Origin of the sequence: Staphylococcus sp. HMSC063F05 (assembly GCF_001837075.1) — a bacterium.
Taxonomy (GTDB): Bacteria; Bacillota; Bacilli; order Staphylococcales; family Staphylococcaceae; genus Staphylococcus; species Staphylococcus epidermidis.
Genome location: NZ_KV831317.1, coordinates 70562 through 91143 on the forward strand (window position 1 = coordinate 70562; position 20582 = coordinate 91143).

Below are 20582 nucleotides of genomic sequence, written 5' to 3' on the forward strand. Positions count from 1 at the left end.
GGATATCCACAGTATTTTTATATATAATTAAATAAAGATGATTTTAACTTAAAAAATACGAGGTTCACTCATGATTTATTTACAAAATTTTATTACTACAACTATCCAATTAAATATCTATCTTATTTTAGTTATTGGACTGCTTTACGTCATCATCCACTATTATAGAAATAAAGGTGTTAACGCTTTCTTAGATATTTATTTAAATTATATACCGGTACTTACACACGAATTTGGCCACGTCTTATTTAACAAACTCGCTGGTGGAAAGGCCAAAGATCTTGTCATTGTGACAAGCCCTAGAGAAAGAAAAGTCACTTCACAACAAGGCTATGCGATTACACAATCTAAAGGATACTTAGGTCAGTTTATTACAACTATAGGCGGGTATCTTATGCCACCATTGATGTTTTTAACTGGATTGGTATCTATTCACTATCAATATCCAAGTATATTTATTACTATATATTTATTTATTTTTATATATTATTTCTTTATTACTTCCCGTAAACTATCACCTTTGATTGTCATTATACTCATCTCAAGTTTACTCTATTTAGTATTTAAACAAGACCATCAATGGTTTATTTACGACATTGTCACATTAAGTTACCATTTTATTTTAGGCGTACTTTTAGGTGAAATATTACAATCCTCATGGACGATTTTTCGTCTTACCTTTCAACGACCTAAACCTTCTTGGGATGGCAGTGCTTTAACGGAAGTTACTCGAGTACCCACCTTTATCTTTAGTTTAGTGTGGATATTATTCAATCTCTATACTGTGTATTTATTAATCAAATACACAATACTATAAATACGATAAATAGATTTTATCATCATGTACATTGAATTAGTAAGCACATTCTAACTAAGAGACAGTAACTTAAAACGCTTATTACAAACACACTTTAAATCCTTTCACTAAATGCCAATATCTTAAAAATGCCTAGGAAATTAATCCTAGGCTCTTTTTATCGTTTATTTTTCTGCAAAAATATTCATCGCATTTTCATAGCTTAAAATTGTTACAATATCATTCCTCTTAAGAATAATAACCTTATTGGTATCATCTTTGGATACAATTTCAACTGTATTTCCAATATAAATATCCTTACTTGATAAGTAAACTAACAACTCTGTCTTATCACGAACTCGTCGTACAGTAACACGTTCTCCAGGTTCAAAATTAAGAATTGACGTAGTAAAAATTTCTTTATATTGATCACCTCTAGGAATGACGCCTCCATGAGGGCATGTTTTCGGAAAATTTAAAATCTTATCTAAACGTTCTACAAATAAATCTGATATCCGATGTTCAAGTATTTCAGCTTCTTGATGAACCTCTTCCCAATTATATTGTAAAATTTCTATTAAAAATAATTCTAGTAATCGATGTCGTTTTATGATGTCTAACGTTTGCTTTAACCCTTCTTCAGTTAAACGGGCACCTTTATAATGTTTTGTTTCAACATAGCCTTCCTTTTCTAAACGCCCTACCATTTCACTTACTGATGGTGGTTTGATATTTAAAAATTGCGATAGTTTTTTATTTGATACAAAGGACACGTCGCCATCATTAGTCAAAATTGCTTTCAAATAATCCTCTTTTTCTTCAGTTAACATCGTTTCACCTCACACATTCACTTTATTGTACCATGAATTAACTTGACATGTTAAAACTTTAGAGTATATTATAAAATAAATTAGGTTAACCTAAACTTTTTATTAGGAGGTTTTAATTATTGCTCGAAGTGAATCATTTGAATTTATTTTTGGGAAAAAAGCACATTCTTAAAGATATTACATTCTCATTACCTATAAATGGTGAAATCATTGGTATTGTAGGACCTAATGGTGCCGGTAAATCATCTCTTCTCAAAGCATTTATCGGAGAGTTTAAAGCGACCGGTAAACATACATTATATGATCACCCTATACATACACAACTTAGATATATTACATATATCCCACAAAAAGCTCATATCGATTTAGATTTTCCTATAAAAGTGGATCAAGTGATACTATCAGGATGTTATGAAGACATTGGATGGTTTAAAAAAGCGAGTGTAGTTGAAAAAACGAAACTTAACCAATTACTTAATGATTTAGAACTCGACCATATACGCCATCGACAAATTGCAGAATTAAGTGGTGGACAATTGCAACGTGTTCTTGTTGCAAGAGCACTTATGAGTAATAGTGATATTTATTGTTTAGACGAACCTTTTGTTGGCATCGACATTTATAGCGAACAACTTATTATGAAGAAAATTAAACATTTAAGACATATGGGTAAATTGATTTTAATTGTTCATCATGACTTATCAAAAGCAGATCAATATTTTGACCGCATTTTATTATTAAATCAATCGTTGCAGTTTTTAGGGCCAACAAAAGAAGCATTATCATCTGAACGATTAAATGCAACTTTCATTAATTACAAAGATGATTCGCTTTTAACACTATCCTCACAAGGGAGTACGAATTAGATGTTAGATTTCATTAACCATTTGCTTAGTTATCAATTTTTAAATCGTGCATTAATCACATCTATTTTAGTTGGGATTGTATGTGGAACGATGGGTAGCATTATTGTTTTACGTGGTCTTTCTTTAATGGGTGATGCCATGAGTCATGCTGTTTTACCAGGTGTTGCTTTATCTTTCTTATTTAATATTCCAATGTTTATCGGGGCACTTGTAACAGGAATGCTTGCAAGTTTGTTTATTGGTTTTATTACTTCAAACAGTAAAACAAAACCAGATGCTGCAATAGGAATAAGTTTCACTGCATTCCTAGCATCTGGCGTCATAATTATTAGTTTAATCAATAGTACAACAGATTTATATCACATTTTATTTGGCAATTTATTAGCAATTACACATCAATCATTTTGGACAACAATTGTCATTACTGTACTGGTTATTTTACTTATTATTATCTTTTATAGACCTTTAATGATTTCAACATTTGATGCAACTTTTAGTCGTATGAGCGGGCTGAACACAACATTAATTCACTACTTTGTCATGTTATTACTCGCACTTGTAACAGTTGCGAGCATACAAACAGTTGGAATTATCCTTGTAGTTGCTTTACTAATCACTCCAGCTTCTACAGCTTTTTTAATCAGTAAACAACTTTATGCCATGATGGTAATTGCAAGCATAATCAGCGTGATAAGTTCGATTATCGGTCTATATTTTAGTTATATATATAATATTCCAAGTGGAGCAACTATTGTAATCTGTACCTTTATGATTTATATTGTAACGCTATCAATTACTAGAATTAAAAATAAACAAAAAAGGAGCGCTTTAACGTGAAAAAAATTCTCGCTTTAGCAATAGCATTTTTAATTATCCTTGCCGCATGTGGGAATCACAGTAACCATGAACATCACTCACATGAAGGAAAATTAAAAGTTGTAACTACAAACTCTATTCTCTATGACATGGTTAAACGTGTCGGTGGAAATAAGGTCGATGTTCATAGCATCGTTCCAGTAGGACAAGACCCACATGAATATGAGGTTAAACCTAAAGATATTAAAGCATTAACAGATGCTGACGTTGTATTTTATAACGGTTTAAACCTAGAAACTGGAAATGGTTGGTTTGAAAAAGCACTTGACCAAGCAGGAAAAACAACAAAAGATAAAAATGTGATAGCAGCATCAAATAATGTTAAACCAATATACTTAAATGGTGAGGAAGGTAACAAAAACAAACAAGATCCACATGCATGGTTAAGTTTAGAGAATGGAATTAAATACGTAAAAACAATACAAAAATCACTAGAACATCATGATAAAAAAGATAAGTCTACATATGAAAAACAAGGGAATGCATATATATCAAAATTAGAAGAACTTAATAAAGATAGTAAAAATAAATTTGATGACATACCCAAAAATCAACGTGCCATGATGACAAGTGAAGGTGCATTTAAATATTTTGCTCAACAATTCGATGTTAAACCAGGTTATATTTGGGAGATAAACACAGAAAAACAAGGTACACCTGGTCAAATGAAACAAGCCATTAAATTTGTTAAAGATAATCATTTAAAACATTTATTAGTCGAAACAAGCGTAGATAAAAAAGCTATGCAAAGTTTATCAGAAGAAACTAAGAAAGATATTTATGGTGAAGTATTTACCGACTCTATAGGTAAGGAAGGTACTAAAGGTGACTCATACTATAAAATGATGAAATCTAATATTGATACAATACATGGTAGTATGAAATAACATGGTAAAAATAGCCCTAAATGATATGTTAATAAGACCGGATTCGTTTTGAATTCGGTCGCTAATGGCAACGAAGACTTTAGTTGAAGCAACTTATTATAAGCCAACTTTCAACTCAGTCATCGTCTGCCATTATATTGAAAAATTTTGAGCAGAGGATTACTCCTTTATACTCATCATACTATATAACTAGTAGTCCCATATCGTGTGGTTTTATATTACCCTCCTATAATATAAACAACATCTTTTACACACGATATGGTGGTATTAGTTAGCTGTGCATTATCATAAATAAACTGAAGCCCCACCCTCTCCGTAAATGGTGCTTTAAATAATGATGATGTACCAATACATTACTTCATATTTTTGAGCGATAAATGTGAATAATGTATATACAATGAATATCTAATTACTTGTGTCATTATATAGTAATTAGTATTTATAAGCTCTATTCAATTTTTGAATAGTTACTAAAGCCACAAATAATCACTCAGTTATCTCCGTGGTATCCATTATCCTCCCCATGGAGACGTTAGTTGCACTAATCAGTTGATATTAGTGCAACTTTTTCATTTTAAATAAAATTTTAAACTACATGAATACGATCTATACAAATATGTTTAACCGAGCAATATATTCTAAACAACCATTTCCTTTAAAATGAGAAAAGCTTCCAAATCAACTTTAGTTTAAGAAGTCATTTGGAAGCTTTGCTTATATATTATTTTTTATTCATTATGTCATACTATCTACAATTACCATTTCATCATAATTAATGGATTCTCTTAATTTTAATGCAGTACCTTCTGTTATCTCATCATTTTCAATTAGTTCTCTTAGAATACGACGTTGTTCTCTTAAAGCATTTAATTTAATTTTGGTAAGTGTATCTTCATGTCTGGAATTAAAGAAATTGTTTGGTGTTAAGTTATCTATTCTCATCAGATATCCATCGCAAATCATACCTACTTCTAGTTTATTATCAGTAGTAGCTTCTTTGGCTAAACGACTTACGACGTTATAATGAACAAGCTTATTGATTTTACCCAATTCTAATAAGTTATCAGTAACACTAAGAGATGATGCCGAATTAATTTTTGTTTTTACACGACGTTTCAATAGCATTCCTCTTAAACCAACAATAATTCGTCTTAATAACGAAGCTTGTTTATACACTTCTGTTCGTTCAGCGTAACGCATATAGTTTTCAAGAACACTCTCAGTAATTTCGCCATCATCAACCAATTTCTCTAGCGTTTTTGTTTCTACGTTAAATGCAATCTTTTGAAGTCGTTCTAGTTCTTTGGAGTTTTCATCTTCCTTTTCAACCGTTTTTAAAAATGTGAGTTTATCGTGGTAATCTTTAATGACGTTTCCATAACGGTAACTCGTTTCAAACGTCGATTTTTGATTTAGGTAATCGATAACATGTTCTAAAATGTAGATTCTCGCCTCTTTAAATGACATATTACCTATCTTCACTTCAGGGCTATCAGGCGTTACTAAAGGCAGAATGACTTGTGCAATAATTAAACTTAATATTACCATTCCGGAAGCAATAAATAATAAATCATTTCGATAAGCAAATGTTTCATGATTTGCTAATAAATATGGCAAGGTTAAGGCGATTGCGAGTGAAATGGTTCCATGTACACCACATAGAGTCATGATTAGTGCATATAAGCTACGCTTAGGTTTACTCTCAGTAACTTTATCTTCATCATTTTTAGAAATCATTTTTTGGAATGGACTGACAGATAAATAGAAATAAGGATAAAGTACATATACCCACACAAATCTAAAGAGATACACCGCAAGAGCGACTAGCAATGTGATGACGATTAAGAATAATAAATTATGCGGTTCAGTTTTAATAATTTTCACTATTACCTCAGGTACTAAAAAACCTAAGATTGAAAACACAAAACCATTTAAAACGTAGCCTAAAATACTCCATGTGTGATTATAGCTCATCTGTAATTGTGTTCTCGTTTGAGCTATACGGTCACGTTCAAATCCATGCACGAGTCCCGCAACTACTGCTGCAATAATCCCTGATGCATGGAATAATTCAGCAATCAAATAAGTGACAAACGGCGTCAGCAATTGTATAAATGTAAACATGTTAATGTTCTCAATGCCACGTCTCATTAATGTTAAACGAAATCTCACTAAAGCCATGCCTATAATTAGACCAACAATAGCACCTCCAATAGAGGCAATCAAAAATTGTTGAATCGCATCAAAAATGGAAAAAGTTCCAGTAATCAATACACCTACGGCAATTTTAAATGAAATGATACCTGCAGCATCATTAAGTAAAGATTCACCTTCAAGAATGGTCATTGAACCTTTTGGTAAAACCTTACCTTTCGTGATTGCTTGTACCGCAACAGCGTCTGTAGGACAAAGTATAGCCGCAATTGCGAAAGCAGCACCTATAGGTAATTCAGGCCAAATCCAATGAATAAACAATCCTACGCCTATAACGGTAGTTATGACAAGACCTAGAGCCATCATCATAACAGGTTTGATATACTTCCTTAAATGTACTCTTGAAACATTAACACCCTCAACGAATAGTAGTGGTGCAATCAATGTAACCATAAATAATTCAGAATCAAAATTGAATTCAACTGGAATGGGAGTGAGGTATAAAATCATCCCAAGGAAAATTTGGATAAATGCAAGAGGTACTTTAGGTATGAAAGTATGTACAAAGGAGCTCACAATAACTAGTGCGACAAATATGAGTAGAGTTTCAAATATCTCCACACTTTCACCTCTTTATTAATTTTTAATTGCAAATTTAGTCATCAAAACAATAAAAAGTTGCAAGGTTATCTACTGCAACACTGAAGAAGTGAAATAATAACAATAGAGTCATTCCTGTAAGGACATAACTATTAACACTCAATCATGCCACAAATATACTATTCAAAACTCAATTATTTTCTTTATCAGTGAAATCAAACATGAACATTTAAATTAACTTATGAAGCTCGCTTCTTCGAACGAGAAAATGCTTATGTGTAATTTCATTGAAAAAATTAGTGACAACTGTCATTCACAATTATTCTTGTTTACAATTTTATCATTTATTAACCAGATTCTTAAATAAATAGCTTTTATATCATTAATATCTTCACCTCAGATATACAAAAAACTACTAGCATATAAAAGATATATCTTTTATATGCTAGTAGTTTAAAAGCTTAAACAATCAATCGTCCATTTTATTAATATATTCTTTTTCTTTATAGTATAATTTTTCTCGTCTTTCTTCTCGTAGTTTTGCACGTTTTTTTAATTCTTCTGGCGTATTAAACTCTTTTTGGCTTAATAAGATAGTAGATTGTCTAGATGCATCGTCTTTCCTGTACATATATGCACCATTACGGTAGGCCGCTCTACTTATCAAATGCATTCCAACCGGAGATGTAAGATTGATAAAAACTAGTGATAATAATAATCTGACACTGAAAAAACCTGAATTCACAATAAAATAGATCAGTACACCAACTACAGTTAGTAATACTGACAATGTAGAACTTTTCGTTGAGGCGTGACTTCTTAGAAAGACATCTTGAAATTTTACAATCCCTATTGCACTAATTAATGCAATAATACTTCCTAAGAAAATAAGTATCGAAGCAATAAGACTAACGATGTCTTTTATGATTTCCATTGAAGACACGTCCTTCCCCGATGAATCTTGAAATTGAGACCGAACTGACAAACGAAATAATTGCAATTAACATGATTGAATCTAAATAAGACACTGAGTTAAAAATAACGCTCATCACACCAACAATAGACATAACAACAGCACTCGAGGCATCAAATGATACAACTCTATCAGCAGTAGTGGGACCTTTAATTAATCTGACTAGACAAACAAGTAGTGCCATACCAAAAATCACTAATGCACTTATAATAAATATTTGAGTGAACATTTCAATCATCGTGTCACCTCCAAAATTAAATCCTCATACTGCTTAATACTTTTTAGAAGATTTTCTTTATCTTTTTCTGACACATCAATACTGTGAATAAAAAATTTATTAGTATTTTTAGAAATTCGAATAACTGTCGATCCTGGAGTAATAATAATTAAAATCGTTAAAAAAGTAATAGCCCAATTACTTTTTAATGAAGTTTCATATGTGAGTAAACCTGGATTAACTTCATTCGTCTTAAATAAGATGTAATTTATGGTACTTATACTAGAAGTAATAAGCTGGTATAGGTATACAGCTAAAAATTTAATAGCCACCCATATCTTTTTCAAATAAAATTCTTCACCAAAAAAGCGATGCAGAATATAAATCACAATTAAACCAATTAAAAATCCAGCAAAGAAGGTTGTAAATTTAAATTCATCTTCATCTTGAAAGAGTACCCAAAGGAACGCGATAACAATATTTAATACAACTTGCTTCACTTATGATTAACCTCCTTCAAATGTGTATTTACATTCTTTTGAAAGACATCTTCTTTCATATTAAGATTTGTTGCATCCTCTGTTACTTTCAGAACAACAGGGGCTGCAATACCCATCGCTAATACCACTACAACTAAAACACTAAGTAAACCTTTACGATAAATAGGTAGTGGTCTAAATTGTACTTGTTCTCCGTCAGCATCACCAAAATACATTATAAACATCACTCTAAAAAGACTATACATAGCAATTAAACTTGTCACAATCATAAGTGCTAAACCAATATAATTACCATTTGTAATAGCCCCTTGGAATATTAAGACTTTACCCGGAAAGCCACTAAAAGGAGGTACGCCACCTATAGCAAAAATTACCACGACAAATGCAACACCAAAGAATGGTTCTCTTTTTGCCAGTCCACTTAAATACTGATAATTTCGATAGCCTGACATATAAACAAGACTACCAATTACAAAAAACAATAATGTCTTAACGATAATATCATTCGCTAAATAGAAGATAGCACCATTTACACCTGATATAGTATGAGAACCTAAACCTAAAATAATGAATCCAATAGACAAAATAACTTGATAAGCCGCAATTTTCTTAATATCTTTGTAAGCGATGACACCAAATGCACCGATAATCATTGTGATACAAGCCATAAACACGAGCAATGTATGCGTGACGCTTGGATGATGGTCGAATAGTAAAGTAAAAAAACGAATAAGCGCATAAGCTCCAACTTTTGTCATCAATGCTGCAAATAACGCGGCAAGTTCCGTATTAAGCACTGCATATGCTTTAGGTAACCACATGAAAATCACTAGTGCTGCCTTTGAACTAAAAGCAACTAGAAATACTAAAGATATCATCGTTATTGTTTGGTTATTTTCCATATGATTCAATCGCATCGCTAAATGTGAGAAATTAAGTGTTCCGACTGTCTTATATAACATGCCAATTCCTAATAAAAGCAACCACGAACCTAAAATATTCAGAACAACATATACTATCGCTGCACGTAATTGTTCAACAGATTGTCCTAATGTAACAAGTACAAACGAAGCAAGAAGCATAATTTCAAACATCACGTATAGGTTAAATAAATCAGAAGTTAAAAACGAACCAATAACACCTACTGTTAATAAAAGAATAAATGTAGGAAGGTGAAATCGATTGACTCGCTTCTCCCCTCTACCAAAGCCGTATGCCATTATTAGCGTAACAACAAAAGATGATACTGACACCATAAGCAGACTCAGTGAATCACCTAGAAATTGAATGCCGAAAGGTGCTTTCCATCCCCCAAAATCAAGTGTTATCGGTTTATGATTAACGACATAAATAAGTAAAGCAATTGAAATCATTGTATTAACAATCATAGTTGTAATGGATAGGATTTTCGAAATACGATTTTTATTTTTAGTGAAGACTAAAATTAAAGCACATACAAAAGGCAACAACATAGGCAATATTATTAAATTACTCATCATCTTCATCACCTTTCAATGCACTTATTTCATCCTCTTTAGTTACTCTGTAAGTTCTATATATTAACACCAATAAAAACGCAGTCATACCAAATCCAATCACAATAGCTGTTAAAACGATAGCTTGTAATAAAGGATCAACAAAGTTTTGAGCATGACCTTGAATTAGCGGTTCAGACATATGAGGTCCATATTTCCCCATACTCATAATAATTAAATTACCGGCGTGTGTATAAATAGAAATACCAATAACAATACGAATTAAATTAATAGATAAAATCATATAAGTTCCAATAAACACTAAAAATCCTATCACAAGGAGTAATATTAAATTCATGATCTACCCCCACTTATAGATAGCATAACTGTAACAATCACACCTACTACTGTTAATAAGATGCCAAGCTCAAATAAAGTCACAGTAGTAACATGAACATGTCCTAGTAATGGAAATGTTACATTTGCTTCAGTTTGATATAAAAATGGCTTCCCAAAAAACATAGGCACTGATGCAGTTGCAACAGATATGAGTGAACCTATAATCATTAATTTTTTAAAATCAATAGGCAAGCTTTTCAACACTTCATTTACATCAAAGGCAAGAAACATTAAGATAAATGCCGAGCTAAAAATCAAGCCACCAATAAAGCCACCACCTGGATTATTATGGCCAGCAAAAAATACATAAAATCCAAATGTTAACAAAATAAACACTACAATTTTTGTAACTGATTTAAGTACTACATCATTCTCTTTCATCTTGCCCCCTCCTATCTTTGTAATTAAGTAACGTATAAATACCTAATCCAGCTATGATTAACACTAGTCCTTCAAACATAGTATCTAAAGCTCTGAAGTCACCTAGTATAGCATTGACAATATTTTTTCCACCTGTAAGTTCATATGCATCTTCATAAAATTTAGCAATTGAAGGCATACCATCTGCTTGTTGAGCAACAAAAATAAGTGATACCACCGTCAATGCCATAACAAGTGACACAATGATTTTGAAGGTCTCTTTTTTTAAATTTGCCTTAACTCGAGGGATGTTAGGTAGTCTCGAAAAACTAACAATAAATAAGATTGTCGTAATAGTTTCAACAACTAACTGTGTTAAAGCTAAATCTGGAGCTTTCATTGCAATAAAATATAATGTAACTGCGAATCCAATCATTCCATTCAATACCACCATCGTTAGTCGTTGACGAATAAAGATTAATGAAATGCCGATAATCAATGTTACAACTGATAAGATAACTTCCAACGGTCCGAAAGAACTAATATGAAGCTGATGTACATGAGGAAAACCCACAGTCAAATATCCATAAACTACAATAGCTACAAAAATAAATAATGTAATCATGATGTAATAATTCAATTTATTATTCATCAATGCACGTATACCACGGGCTGAGTATAATTCAAATTCTCTATAAATTTTCCGATAGCCATCTGTAATCGAAGCACTTTTGATTATTTGATGCGTAACCTCTTTCCAATTCACAACTAGAGCTAAAATAAGTCCAATAATAATAACAACTATACTTAAAATTAATGGAAGATTCACACCATGCCACTGAGAAATATGTGGCACAAATGCATCAACCTCCGCACCTATCCCAGATACAGATCTGGTTGCGGGCAAAATAACAAAGTTGCCAAAAACGTTTGGAACAAAGAAGATAACTGGAATGAGTAACATTAAAATCACAGCTGGTAAACTAAATAGCCATGGTTCATGTATTTGTTTACGTTTAAATTTTTCTATATTGTAATTTCCCCAGAATGTTTCTTTTATCATGTAAAGTGCATAAGTAAAAGTCAATATACTCGCGATGACACCTATTGAAATAATCACAAACGTTAATACGAAGCCATATTGATCAAGTTCGTTTGCTTTAGTTAACGAATCTAAAAACATTTCCTTACTTAAAAAGCCATTTAAAAAAGGAACACCTGCCATAGATAATGCAGCGAGCAACATGACAATATGCATTTTAGGGAAGACTTTACGCATACCATTTAGCAAACGAATATCACGTGTTCCGGAATCGTGATCAATGATACCAACGCCCATAAATAATGCACATTTAAAAACCGCATGATTCATTAAATGGAATAAGCCAGCAAATAAAACTAAAATATAAAACTTAGACAATTCATCTGATGTGTGCTGAGCATAACCGCCACCTAGACCTACCATTGTCATAATCATACCTAATTGACTTATTGTAGAATAAGCGAGTATACCTTTTAAGTCGTATTGTCGTAAAGCAGTTAAAGATCCAAATAACATAGTTATTAGACCAACAAATGTCACTGTATAAATATAAACATTACTAAGTCCCAATAAAGGTGTAAATCTAAATAGTAAAAAGATTCCAGCCTTTACCATTGTTGCCGAATGAAGATAAGCACTTACTGGTGTAGGTGCTGCCATGGCCTTTGGTAACCAAATATGAAACGGAAATTGTGCAGATTTGGTAAAAGCACCTAATAATAGCATCAAAATCATTGGTATAAATAAAGGATGTCGTGAAATTGCATTGCGTTGATTAAGGATATCAGTAATTGTGTTTGTTCCTGTAATGATGTATAAAATGATAAATCCTGTTAATAACGCTAGCCCACCAAACACTGTAATCATGAAAGATTGAATGGCGCCTAATTGACTTTCACCATTATTGTACCAATAGGATATAAGCAAGAATGAGGAAATACTTGTGAGTTCCCAAAATACATACATTAAGATGGTATTATTAGCTATTACAATGCCAATCATACTGAACATAAATAATAGTAAATAGATGAAAAATCTAGGAAGATTGTCCGTACTGTGGGATAAATATTGCGTAGCATAAAAAAATACACCCACACCTATTAGCGAAATAATTAAGCCGAACATTAAACTTAAACCATCTAATCTTAAATCTAAATTAATATCAATTGAAGGCATCCATGGTAATCGAACAGCAATAAACTTATTTCGAATCACATCTGGTATTTTCATAATAAAATATGTAGATGTCACAATAGGAGCTATTAATGCAACATAGCCCGCAACCTTTCTTAGTTGACGATGACTCAGAGTGAATAAAACTATGAGCATGACTAATAAATTAGTCGCCATAAGATATACTAAACTCATTTAACCCCTCCTTTTCTTTTTACATTTATATTAAGTGTAATCATTTATTAAGTGTAATCATTGTATGGCGATTTGAAACATATCGTATTTCAATAAATCTCAATATTTCTTAAGTTATCTGATATCCAAAATATTGTTGAATGATAGAAATTAATATTCCCGATTGAAAGAGAAGATAATCAAATGTTTTTCTTAAATTAGTTAAACTAACAGGTTTTAATCCTTATTATGGTGCAACACGATTTATGATTTGATATTGCTAGTTGATTTGAATGAGTTTATTGAGCATACATAGATTCAAGCACTGTCGCTTTTTTTCTGAATTGGCATATCACAAAAAGGTAACTATTCTTATTTATATCCAAAAGGGAATAGAACTTTATTTTATATAAGATAGAATCCATGAGGCTATAATTTTTCAATCATCGATAAACTTAAACTAATTCATTCTCATATTGGGAGATCTTAATATTTTAATTCATATATAAATAGTAATTTTAGACACTGATCAATCTTTTAAGTTGGTTATTTTAAATATCAGGTTCCAATTTTTTCTTTTACAACTTAACAATTCTACTTACCTCATATACCTTCTAAAACAGGTTTCATAATTAATGATAAATGACGTTTGTATCACATCAAAGGCATTTGCCTATATTTTTCAAAAAATGTGTCCTTTTTTTTCAATCTATTTCGATATATATAGTGAAAGGAGGTTTTATTATGAATGAAGTCAATCAAGTGACGATTATCTTTACTCAAATCAAACATAATTCTGAAGGTAAAGTAGTCGAACATAAGCGTCGTTTTTCTAACATTAATCCGCTTGTTTCTAATGATCAAATCAAATCTTTTCGTTCCATCATTGAACGTATCAGTGGCGAAGAGTATGACAAAGTCGAGATCGTTAAAACAGAATCTTTAATTTAAGGAGGATACATCAGTATGTCAAAAACTTTGGAACTCGTATTTAAATCAAATCTTAATAAACCCGTCAAATTACTATTACCCGATTTTAACGCTATTACTACAGAACAATTAATTAAAGAAAGTATGAACCAACTTTTAGAATTAGACATTTTAAGATTTAGTTTGGGAAAGCCTGTCAAAATTTATGCTGCACAACTTATTGATAAAAGTACAACTGTTATATTTGAAGATAAAAATTAATTCATAAAACATTATTTTTGACGCTTTATTTAAAGTACTAAAATCATAAAAAAGACTTATCGAAGAACAAATTTTTTAAAATTGTTCAAGTCTAAAAAAGAACTTAATTTACATTGTTCTTTTATTAATATGAAGTGAGATATCAAATTCAAAATGATGTCTCGCTTTTTTTAATTCTAAAACTTGTTTAATGTGCATTTTATTATAATGATTCATCAAAATAGTATCGGCTGTATGACACCTCGGAACATTCACAACTTATTTCTATACTTTGCTTATGGCTCAATCATTTTAGAAACATGATTATGAATGGTATGATAATCATATTAAATTGAGAAAGTTGGTTTTTATCATTGTTTTTTCTATATCTTTTAGGAATTTTTGTTGGCATGTTACTTCCTATTCAAACTTCAATCAACTCAAGGCTAAGCCAATTTACCCGTTCATCTTTTTATGCTTCAACCATATCTTTTGCTGTCGGAACAATATGCTTACTTGTGCTTAATATCATTATTCATCCACAAGTATTAACACCAGAATTCTTTTCTAAGCAAACACTTAACTATACTTGGGTCCTAGGAGGACTATTAGGTGTTATCTATTTAACTGGAAACTTATTATTATTACCAAGATTAGGCGCAGCACTTACTGTTGTTATTACGGTTACAGGGCAAATTATTATGGGTGTAATCATTGATACATTTGGATTATTGGGCGCCCATCAACAATCTTTTACATTATTTAAAGGTGTTGGAATTATATTTTTAATTACTGGAATTATATTTATGAATTATGTTCGTAGACATCCTGTTAATAGACATAAGAATACACCAATAGTATTCTGGTTGCTTATTGGATTCGTATTTGGTTTCGCTCCGCCAATCCAAACAACAATCAACAGCACACTGGCTCAACACACACACTCATCCATATTTGCTTCACTCATATCATTTAGCGTTGGTACAATAGCGTTATTTATATTAACATTAGTATTTAATCGTAGTCTGAAAATATCATCTACTCATAAAACACTAGGTAAGATTAAATCTATTTATTTTATTGGAGGGATACTAGGAATGGCATTCGTAACATCTAATATTATTTTAATGCCTTTCTTAGGAGCAGCTTTAACTACTATAATTGCTATGATGGGCCAAATGATTATGGGTATTATTATCGATCATTTCGGTTTGTTGGGTTCACCTAAAAACAAAATAACATCACGTAAGTTAGGTGGATTATTATGTATAGCTATAGGTATTATTTTATTACGATTATTTTAAATTCCTTATTCTGAATAAAAATTATCCGCTTATATTAATGTAGATTCCTCATACAAATAAATGTCTATTTCGAACTGCCAACAAAGATTTTGTCTTTGTTGGCAGTTTTTATGAGTGATTCTTCTTATAGTAACATTTATGTAGAATCATATATTTTAAAATTAAAGATAGCCTTCTATTTTTCAATTTATTAAATTGATTTACTTTATTTTTTGAAATAAAACAATATACAAACCAAAAGTAATGCTTATTTTAAAATTAATATATTTTCATTTAAAATAATAGTGTATAATAACCTCACAATAATATTATGAGGTGAACATCCATGACCAAGCAACGCATCGTTATTTCTTCATTACTATTCATTTTCATTCTCACAACTTGTAGTTTTAGTTACATTACTTTCTCTAAATTAACTTCTAAAACAGAAGATATTAAAAATATAAAAACTATAAAAGCAAAGCCCAAATTACTCCTTTCAACAACTGGTATACAAGCCCCTCTTAACAGCTATATTTTCTACTACACTCCCACTTTAGGACAACTCCAAAAACTTTTAGTAAAAAATCATAGCAAAGTATCTAAAAACACTCCAGTGTTAGAATATTACAATTATGAAAAAGATCATTTATATGAGGAACTCCAAAATACACTTAGTAATGAACGTAACAACAAAACTTTAAATTCTAAAAATGATTTACATTATTATTCATTCCTTAATCAGCTAAAATTACAAATGATTCAAACTAAATCCTCAATTAAATCCACTTTATTTTCACCAATTAATGGAAGTATTTCATATATTAATTCTATCCCTTCAAAACCAAACGAAAAGATAGTGCAAATTAATAGCAACGAACGTATTATTCGTGCTAATATATCAGAATCTGAGTTGAATTTATTAAAAATAAATCAAAATATTTCTGTAACATCTAGTGACAACACTCAATTTACTAGTAAAATTAAAGAAATTTCGAATATACCATCAAAAATAAAAAATGGCGTCTCATATTACGACATTTTACTTTCTACACAACCCAATCATCAAATTGGAACACACTTTAAAATCAAATTAGCCTCAAATGACATAGAGTTACCTACGTCAGCTATTGTTCAAAAACGCTATGTTTTAATTCTAAAAAACGGGAAAATTACAAAAAGAGAAGTAACATACAAAAAGAGTTTAAAAAGTGGGTATATTAATATAACTAAAGGCTTATTGATAGATGAAAAAGTTGTTAAAAATCCTACTTCTAAATTAATAAACATTTATATATAAAAAATGTTAGTAAAATTCTTTCCAAAAAGTATTCTTTTTAGTATAATTTTTATTAAATTAAGGGAAATTAGAAACAATCTTATTTTTTTTGAATATAGCAAATGCTACATTGCTAATTCAAGTATAAACTTTAAAAGATAATTTGTTTTATAAACACTTATTTGTTTACTTCTTAATTTTATTTAGTTATAATTAACTAAATAATATAGCATTAAATATATTCTTTAAATTTAAATTAATACTATATTATGACGGACACTTTCGTATTTTCATAAGAAAAATAGATATAAATTAATAAATTAGGGTATAGTATCCAAGTAATCTTAATTCAATAATATAATTAACTATCTTTAAATTTAAAAAGATGGGTTTTAAGATTTATGGATATGATATAAATAGGGAGGTTTCATTAATGGCTATTTCAAAAATCAATGACTGCTTTGAATTATTAGCTATGGTCACTTATGCTGACAGATTAAAAGGAATAATTAAAAAAGAATTCTCAATCAGCTTTGAAGAATTTGCAGTATTAACTTATATTAGTGAGAATAAAGAAGAGGAATATTATCTTAAAGATATTATCAATCACTTAAATTATAAACAACCTCAAGTTGTTAAAGCTGTTAAAAATTTATCTCAAGAAAATTACTTTAATAAAAAACGTAATGAACACGATGAAAGAACTGTTTTAATCTTAGTAGATTCTAAGCAGCGTAAAAAAATCGATGATTTACTTAAACGAGTAAACAACCGTATCACAGAAGCAAATAATGAAAATGAAGTATAATGGCTAGGGAGTAAAACAGATATTTCTTTCACTTATGAAAGATAAGACTGTTTTACTCTTTTATTAAGTTAATACGATAGTGATCTGAGTCCAAACTTTACTGCTACTACAAAACCCTCAAATGATTTTCCGACAATAATCATTTAAGGGTTTTTATTTATGTTCTTATTTTTTAACTAACAAAATCTAAGTAGAGTTTCAGGAATTTTTCTGGTTCCTCGATATGTGGTGCATGTCCTGAATTATCAAATACAATTTTTGTAACTTGATCATAATATTGATCCATATCATAATGACTTTTATTTTGTATGAGTGGGTCATACTTACCATTCACAATTAAAGTAGGTATGGACACATTATGATGAACACGAGTTAAATCTTTAATATTAAGCAATGCACGTACTGCAATTGCACTTTCTTCCGGAGTTGGTCTATTGTATAATTTTTGGCTTTGATACCATTTCATTGCTTTATCTTTCTCTTTAAATAATTTAGAGAATAAAATAATCATTGCCTCAGATTTATTAAACCCTGCTAATTCTTCTTGGTAATCAACCATTAATTTGTTGAAACCATTTGCAATGTCTTCACTTTTGGCCGAAACAATTGTCAATGTAATCACTTTATATTGATATTTTTCAGTAAATTCACTCGCAATGATGCCCCCCATATCATGTCCTAAAATATGTGCAGAATCGATATTTAATGCTCCCATTAAATCATTTAAATCTTCAACATGATCTTTTAATTCATATGATTCTGTTCGTGAAGATTTTCCATGACCTCTGACATCATAAGTAATTACTCTATACTGCTTCTTGAGTTCATTTTTTAAATCTTTAAATCCTGCCAAGTTTCCATCTAATCCATGAATTAAAATGATGGGGATGCCTTCGCCTTCATCAATATAGTTAAGTTCAATCTGATTACAAATTTGAATTTTATTCATCTTGGCACCTCCCTTTAGTCATTTATATACCCATATTAAAATAGTGTTACGCTTTTAGGTTATTTTCAGTGTAATTAAATTATTTGTATATTAAAATAGTGATTCATTTTCTAAAACAAACTTATATGGTAAACAAATGATATATTTTAATAAATTAAAAAACTCAGAAAGATATGTCTAGCATATTTTCTGAGTTTAAATCTTTGTATTATGATGATTTAGTGCGTTCAGATAAACGTATCGTATAAAAAATGATTAGCACAACAAGTATAATCCAAATTGCTAAAGAGAAAAACTGTGCAATTTCCGGGTCAGTTACCATTGCATCTATTGTTTTTTGACAAAATAGTAAGCCAACTCCTACAAATTCTATACGTTTAAAGAATATACCAACAAGACTTAAAATAATTCCAGCGAAAAATACAAACTGATGACCATAGATAGAAATAGGAATAATAGCCCAGTTAAAGTGAAACCCTTGCATAATTACTAGAATTAAAGCAATAATACCAATGATTATTCCAGTTCTCATTTCATACTTATTACTGTATAGATAATTTTTTTTGGCAATACGCACATATAAAATGAGTGTTATTGGAAATATAACTAAGCAATAAAACAAGCTTATACCGGTAATTGCTTGAAAAGGTACATATTGTTTATCGTACAAATATGAAATAAGAATAAAGTTAATGATAAAGAAAATCATTGGATTGAGTTGTAATGCAAACAAATTACGCTGAATTGTTAATATTAATTGCGCAGGTGATTTACCTCTATATTCAATGTAATCTTGATCTTTTTCTTCAGACTTTTTAATATCTTGTCGATATTTTTCTTTTATATCATCAATTAAGTGTGGTGACATTCCTTTGTGACTAAAATAATCATTAATATTTTCGAGTAATACTTTATCATTCGTACGCATGATTTACTCCTTTTCATTTAAATCTTGATGTAATTTGTAGATTTCATAAGTTAATCATTTTCAAATTAAAATTTTATCATACATCTTACAATTTTACTTGAACATAATGATTAATCATATCATCATTAGCAACTAAAATGAAAAGAAGAGCTAAAGTGAAATCCATTTTACAAATTATGATTTCAACTTTAAACTCTTCAAATTTCAAACTATTTTATCTTATAAAACGTATATCCAATTCTTCTTATTTATTTAAATCTATACGATATAACTTCACATTTTTATCCTTTGGTGAATTTGAACTGAATTGATAACTTGCTTGACCTTTTTGAATATAGCCAAAGTTACCTGTAACATTATTATAATGTACACGACTTATAGCTTTATGACCAAGTTGTTGTTTTACGGCTTTGTATGAAGGGCCGTTTGCATCATTATATGTCATTGATACGCGTGTAACATTTCCTCTTTCTTTTTTACCATTAGCTGTTACTAGCAAAACACCTTTATCAGTTCTAAATTCGTAATACTTTTCATTACTATTTGGGTTATAAGAATAGATAGGATGACTATACTTTTTTAATACACTCTTCATTGATTCGCCTATCTTAACGTTTTCTAATGATTTATCACCTTTGTTTAATTGTTGTACTGTTTTCATTGAATTACCAGTTGCCGCTTCAACGTTGTTTCCCACGCTTACTCCAGTTAAAACTAATCCTAAAACAAGTAATGATGTTATTAGTTTCTTCATAAGCACTCACTCCTTTAATTCTTTATGTCTTCTGTGCTCATGTTAATTGTACTATAAATATTACTAAAATAACAATAACATTACAAAAT

The 20582-nt window shown here is 30.2% G+C and carries 21 protein-coding genes; 9 read left to right on the forward strand and 12 right to left on the reverse strand.

Annotation, left to right across the window (positions count from 1 at the left end):
* The first annotated feature begins 70 nt into the window (after window positions 1-70).
* Window positions 71-817 carry a M50 family metallopeptidase gene (locus tag HMPREF2576_RS01950; protein WP_002469172.1) on the forward strand — a complete coding sequence of 249 codons (747 nt, stop codon included), beginning with the start codon at window positions 71-73 and terminating at the stop codon, window positions 815-817.
* Between the two features lie 164 nt (window positions 818-981).
* Here the strand turns inward: HMPREF2576_RS01950 and HMPREF2576_RS01955 are convergent, their stop codons facing one another.
* Entirely contained in the window at window positions 982-1626 is a 645-nt protein-coding gene (locus HMPREF2576_RS01955; RefSeq protein ID WP_001832139.1) for a metal-dependent transcriptional regulator, read from the reverse strand.
* A 119-nt stretch (window positions 1627-1745) separates the two neighbouring features.
* Between HMPREF2576_RS01955 and HMPREF2576_RS01960 the strand changes: the two genes are divergently transcribed.
* The 3 genes from HMPREF2576_RS01960 to mntC are packed head-to-tail and all read left to right on the forward strand — an operon-like array spanning window position 1746 to window position 4255.
* The gene (locus HMPREF2576_RS01960) at window positions 1746-2492 is read left to right on the forward strand and encodes a metal ABC transporter ATP-binding protein (RefSeq protein ID WP_001832084.1); all 747 of its coding nucleotides are present in this window, start codon (window positions 1746-1748) and stop codon (window positions 2490-2492) included.
* Window positions 2493-3329 (forward strand): metal ABC transporter permease, encoded by an 837-nt coding sequence (locus tag HMPREF2576_RS01965; RefSeq protein WP_001832042.1) that lies wholly within the window; start codon window positions 2493-2495, stop codon window positions 3327-3329. It begins immediately after the preceding gene.
* Complete coding sequence (gene mntC / locus HMPREF2576_RS01970; RefSeq protein WP_070856334.1) at window positions 3326-4255, forward strand: manganese ABC transporter substrate-binding lipoprotein MntC; 930 nt, start codon at window positions 3326-3328, stop codon at window positions 4253-4255. Before HMPREF2576_RS01965 ends, mntC begins: the two co-directional genes overlap by 4 nt.
* 735 nt (window positions 4256-4990) lie before the next feature.
* Here mntC and HMPREF2576_RS01975 read toward each other — a convergent pair.
* The 8 genes from HMPREF2576_RS01975 to HMPREF2576_RS02010 form a co-directional block, all read right to left on the reverse strand.
* A complete protein-coding gene (locus HMPREF2576_RS01975) occupies window positions 4991-7030 on the reverse strand; it encodes a cation:proton antiporter (RefSeq protein ID WP_001832160.1) in 2040 nt (679 codons plus the stop codon).
* A gap of 448 nt (window positions 7031-7478) precedes the next feature.
* Window positions 7479-7943 (reverse strand): Na+/H+ antiporter Mnh2 subunit G, encoded by a 465-nt coding sequence (gene mnhG2 / locus HMPREF2576_RS01980; protein ID WP_001832099.1) that lies wholly within the window; start codon window positions 7941-7943, stop codon window positions 7479-7481.
* Window positions 7918-8220, reverse strand: a complete 303-nt coding sequence (gene mnhF2, locus HMPREF2576_RS01985; protein WP_001832031.1) for a Na+/H+ antiporter Mnh2 subunit F — start codon at window positions 8218-8220, stop codon at window positions 7918-7920. The genes mnhG2 and mnhF2 overlap by 26 nt, the downstream gene beginning before the upstream one ends.
* The gene (mnhE2, locus tag HMPREF2576_RS01990; RefSeq protein WP_001832121.1) at window positions 8217-8699 is read right to left on the reverse strand and encodes a Na+/H+ antiporter Mnh2 subunit E; all 483 of its coding nucleotides are present in this window, start codon (window positions 8697-8699) and stop codon (window positions 8217-8219) included. Before mnhE2 ends, mnhF2 begins: the two co-directional genes overlap by 4 nt.
* Entirely contained in the window at window positions 8696-10198 is a 1503-nt protein-coding gene (gene mnhD2 / locus HMPREF2576_RS01995; RefSeq protein WP_011082609.1) for a Na+/H+ antiporter Mnh2 subunit D, read from the reverse strand. Before mnhD2 ends, mnhE2 begins: the two co-directional genes overlap by 4 nt.
* On the reverse strand, window positions 10188-10532 hold the full coding sequence (mnhC2, locus tag HMPREF2576_RS02000; RefSeq protein ID WP_001832057.1) for a Na+/H+ antiporter Mnh2 subunit C: 345 nt from the start codon (window positions 10530-10532) through the stop codon (window positions 10188-10190). Before mnhC2 ends, mnhD2 begins: the two co-directional genes overlap by 11 nt.
* Window positions 10529-10954 (reverse strand): Na+/H+ antiporter Mnh2 subunit B, encoded by a 426-nt coding sequence (gene mnhB2, locus HMPREF2576_RS02005; RefSeq protein ID WP_001832105.1) that lies wholly within the window; start codon window positions 10952-10954, stop codon window positions 10529-10531. The genes mnhC2 and mnhB2 overlap by 4 nt, the downstream gene beginning before the upstream one ends.
* A complete protein-coding gene (locus HMPREF2576_RS02010; RefSeq protein WP_070856332.1) occupies window positions 10941-13343 on the reverse strand; it encodes a DUF4040 family protein in 2403 nt (800 codons plus the stop codon). Before HMPREF2576_RS02010 ends, mnhB2 begins: the two co-directional genes overlap by 14 nt.
* Before the next feature lie 723 nt (window positions 13344-14066).
* On the opposite strand from HMPREF2576_RS02010, the gene HMPREF2576_RS02015 reads away from it, so the two are divergent.
* The 5 genes from HMPREF2576_RS02015 to sarA all read left to right on the forward strand — a co-directional run bounded on the left by HMPREF2576_RS02015 (window position 14067) and on the right by sarA (window position 17862).
* A complete protein-coding gene (locus HMPREF2576_RS02015) occupies window positions 14067-14273 on the forward strand; it encodes a sigS mRNA-stabilizing protein SroA (protein WP_001832147.1) in 207 nt (68 codons plus the stop codon).
* Window positions 14274-14288: 15 nt separating this feature from the next.
* Window positions 14289-14513 (forward strand): DUF2922 domain-containing protein, encoded by a 225-nt coding sequence (locus HMPREF2576_RS02020; protein ID WP_002438795.1) that lies wholly within the window; start codon window positions 14289-14291, stop codon window positions 14511-14513.
* Window positions 14514-14866: 353 nt separating this feature from the next.
* Complete coding sequence (locus tag HMPREF2576_RS02025; protein WP_001832125.1) at window positions 14867-15796, forward strand: DMT family transporter; 930 nt, start codon at window positions 14867-14869, stop codon at window positions 15794-15796.
* Between the two features lie 325 nt (window positions 15797-16121).
* Window positions 16122-17075: an efflux RND transporter periplasmic adaptor subunit gene (locus tag HMPREF2576_RS02030; protein WP_002438787.1), complete on the forward strand. Its 954-nt coding sequence runs from the start codon at window positions 16122-16124 to the stop codon at window positions 17073-17075.
* Window positions 17076-17487: 412 nt separating this feature from the next.
* Window positions 17488-17862 (forward strand): global transcriptional regulator SarA, encoded by a 375-nt coding sequence (sarA, locus tag HMPREF2576_RS02035; RefSeq protein WP_001832055.1) that lies wholly within the window; start codon window positions 17488-17490, stop codon window positions 17860-17862.
* 172 nt (window positions 17863-18034) lie between these two features.
* On the opposite strand, the gene HMPREF2576_RS02040 is transcribed toward sarA, so the two are convergent.
* The 3 genes from HMPREF2576_RS02040 to HMPREF2576_RS02050 all read right to left on the reverse strand — a co-directional run bounded on the left by HMPREF2576_RS02040 (window position 18035) and on the right by HMPREF2576_RS02050 (window position 20493).
* The gene (locus HMPREF2576_RS02040) at window positions 18035-18811 is read right to left on the reverse strand and encodes an alpha/beta fold hydrolase (protein ID WP_001832174.1); all 777 of its coding nucleotides are present in this window, start codon (window positions 18809-18811) and stop codon (window positions 18035-18037) included.
* Between the two features lie 208 nt (window positions 18812-19019).
* On the reverse strand, window positions 19020-19739 hold the full coding sequence (locus HMPREF2576_RS02045) for a hypothetical protein (RefSeq protein WP_002456002.1): 720 nt from the start codon (window positions 19737-19739) through the stop codon (window positions 19020-19022).
* Between the two features lie 244 nt (window positions 19740-19983).
* On the reverse strand, window positions 19984-20493 hold the full coding sequence (locus tag HMPREF2576_RS02050) for an SA0570 family protein (RefSeq protein WP_002469179.1): 510 nt from the start codon (window positions 20491-20493) through the stop codon (window positions 19984-19986).
* Window positions 20494-20582: the final 89 nt, after the last annotated feature.

What these genes read in the sequence shown, in the direction of transcription:
- mnhC2 (WP_001832057.1), bottom strand. Translation starts at nt 10,532, where the DNA reads ATGAATTTAATATTACTCCTTGTGATAGGATTTTTAGTGTTTATTGGA.
- HMPREF2576_RS02045 (WP_002456002.1), bottom strand. Translation starts at nt 19,739, where the DNA reads ATGCGTACGAATGATAAAGTATTACTCGAAAATATTAATGATTATTTT.
- HMPREF2576_RS02050 (WP_002469179.1), bottom strand. Translation starts at nt 20,493, where the DNA reads ATGAAGAAACTAATAACATCATTACTTGTTTTAGGATTAGTTTTAACT.
- HMPREF2576_RS01950 (WP_002469172.1), top strand. Translation starts at nt 71, where the DNA reads ATGATTTATTTACAAAATTTTATTACTACAACTATCCAATTAAATATC.
- HMPREF2576_RS02040 (WP_001832174.1), bottom strand. Translation starts at nt 18,811, where the DNA reads ATGAATAAAATTCAAATTTGTAATCAGATTGAACTTAACTATATTGAT.
- HMPREF2576_RS01955 (WP_001832139.1), bottom strand. Translation starts at nt 1,626, where the DNA reads ATGTTAACTGAAGAAAAAGAGGATTATTTGAAAGCAATTTTGACTAAT.
- HMPREF2576_RS02015 (WP_001832147.1), top strand. Translation starts at nt 14,067, where the DNA reads ATGAATGAAGTCAATCAAGTGACGATTATCTTTACTCAAATCAAACAT.
- mnhB2 (WP_001832105.1), bottom strand. Translation starts at nt 10,954, where the DNA reads ATGAAAGAGAATGATGTAGTACTTAAATCAGTTACAAAAATTGTAGTG.
- mnhF2 (WP_001832031.1), bottom strand. Translation starts at nt 8,220, where the DNA reads ATGATTGAAATGTTCACTCAAATATTTATTATAAGTGCATTAGTGATT.
- mnhG2 (WP_001832099.1), bottom strand. Translation starts at nt 7,943, where the DNA reads ATGGAAATCATAAAAGACATCGTTAGTCTTATTGCTTCGATACTTATT.
- HMPREF2576_RS02030 (WP_002438787.1), top strand. Translation starts at nt 16,122, where the DNA reads ATGACCAAGCAACGCATCGTTATTTCTTCATTACTATTCATTTTCATT.
- HMPREF2576_RS02010 (WP_070856332.1), bottom strand. Translation starts at nt 13,343, where the DNA reads ATGAGTTTAGTATATCTTATGGCGACTAATTTATTAGTCATGCTCATA.
- mnhD2 (WP_011082609.1), bottom strand. Translation starts at nt 10,198, where the DNA reads ATGATGAGTAATTTAATAATATTGCCTATGTTGTTGCCTTTTGTATGT.
- sarA (WP_001832055.1), top strand. Translation starts at nt 17,488, where the DNA reads ATGGCTATTTCAAAAATCAATGACTGCTTTGAATTATTAGCTATGGTC.
- HMPREF2576_RS02020 (WP_002438795.1), top strand. Translation starts at nt 14,289, where the DNA reads ATGTCAAAAACTTTGGAACTCGTATTTAAATCAAATCTTAATAAACCC.
- HMPREF2576_RS01965 (WP_001832042.1), top strand. Translation starts at nt 2,493, where the DNA reads ATGTTAGATTTCATTAACCATTTGCTTAGTTATCAATTTTTAAATCGT.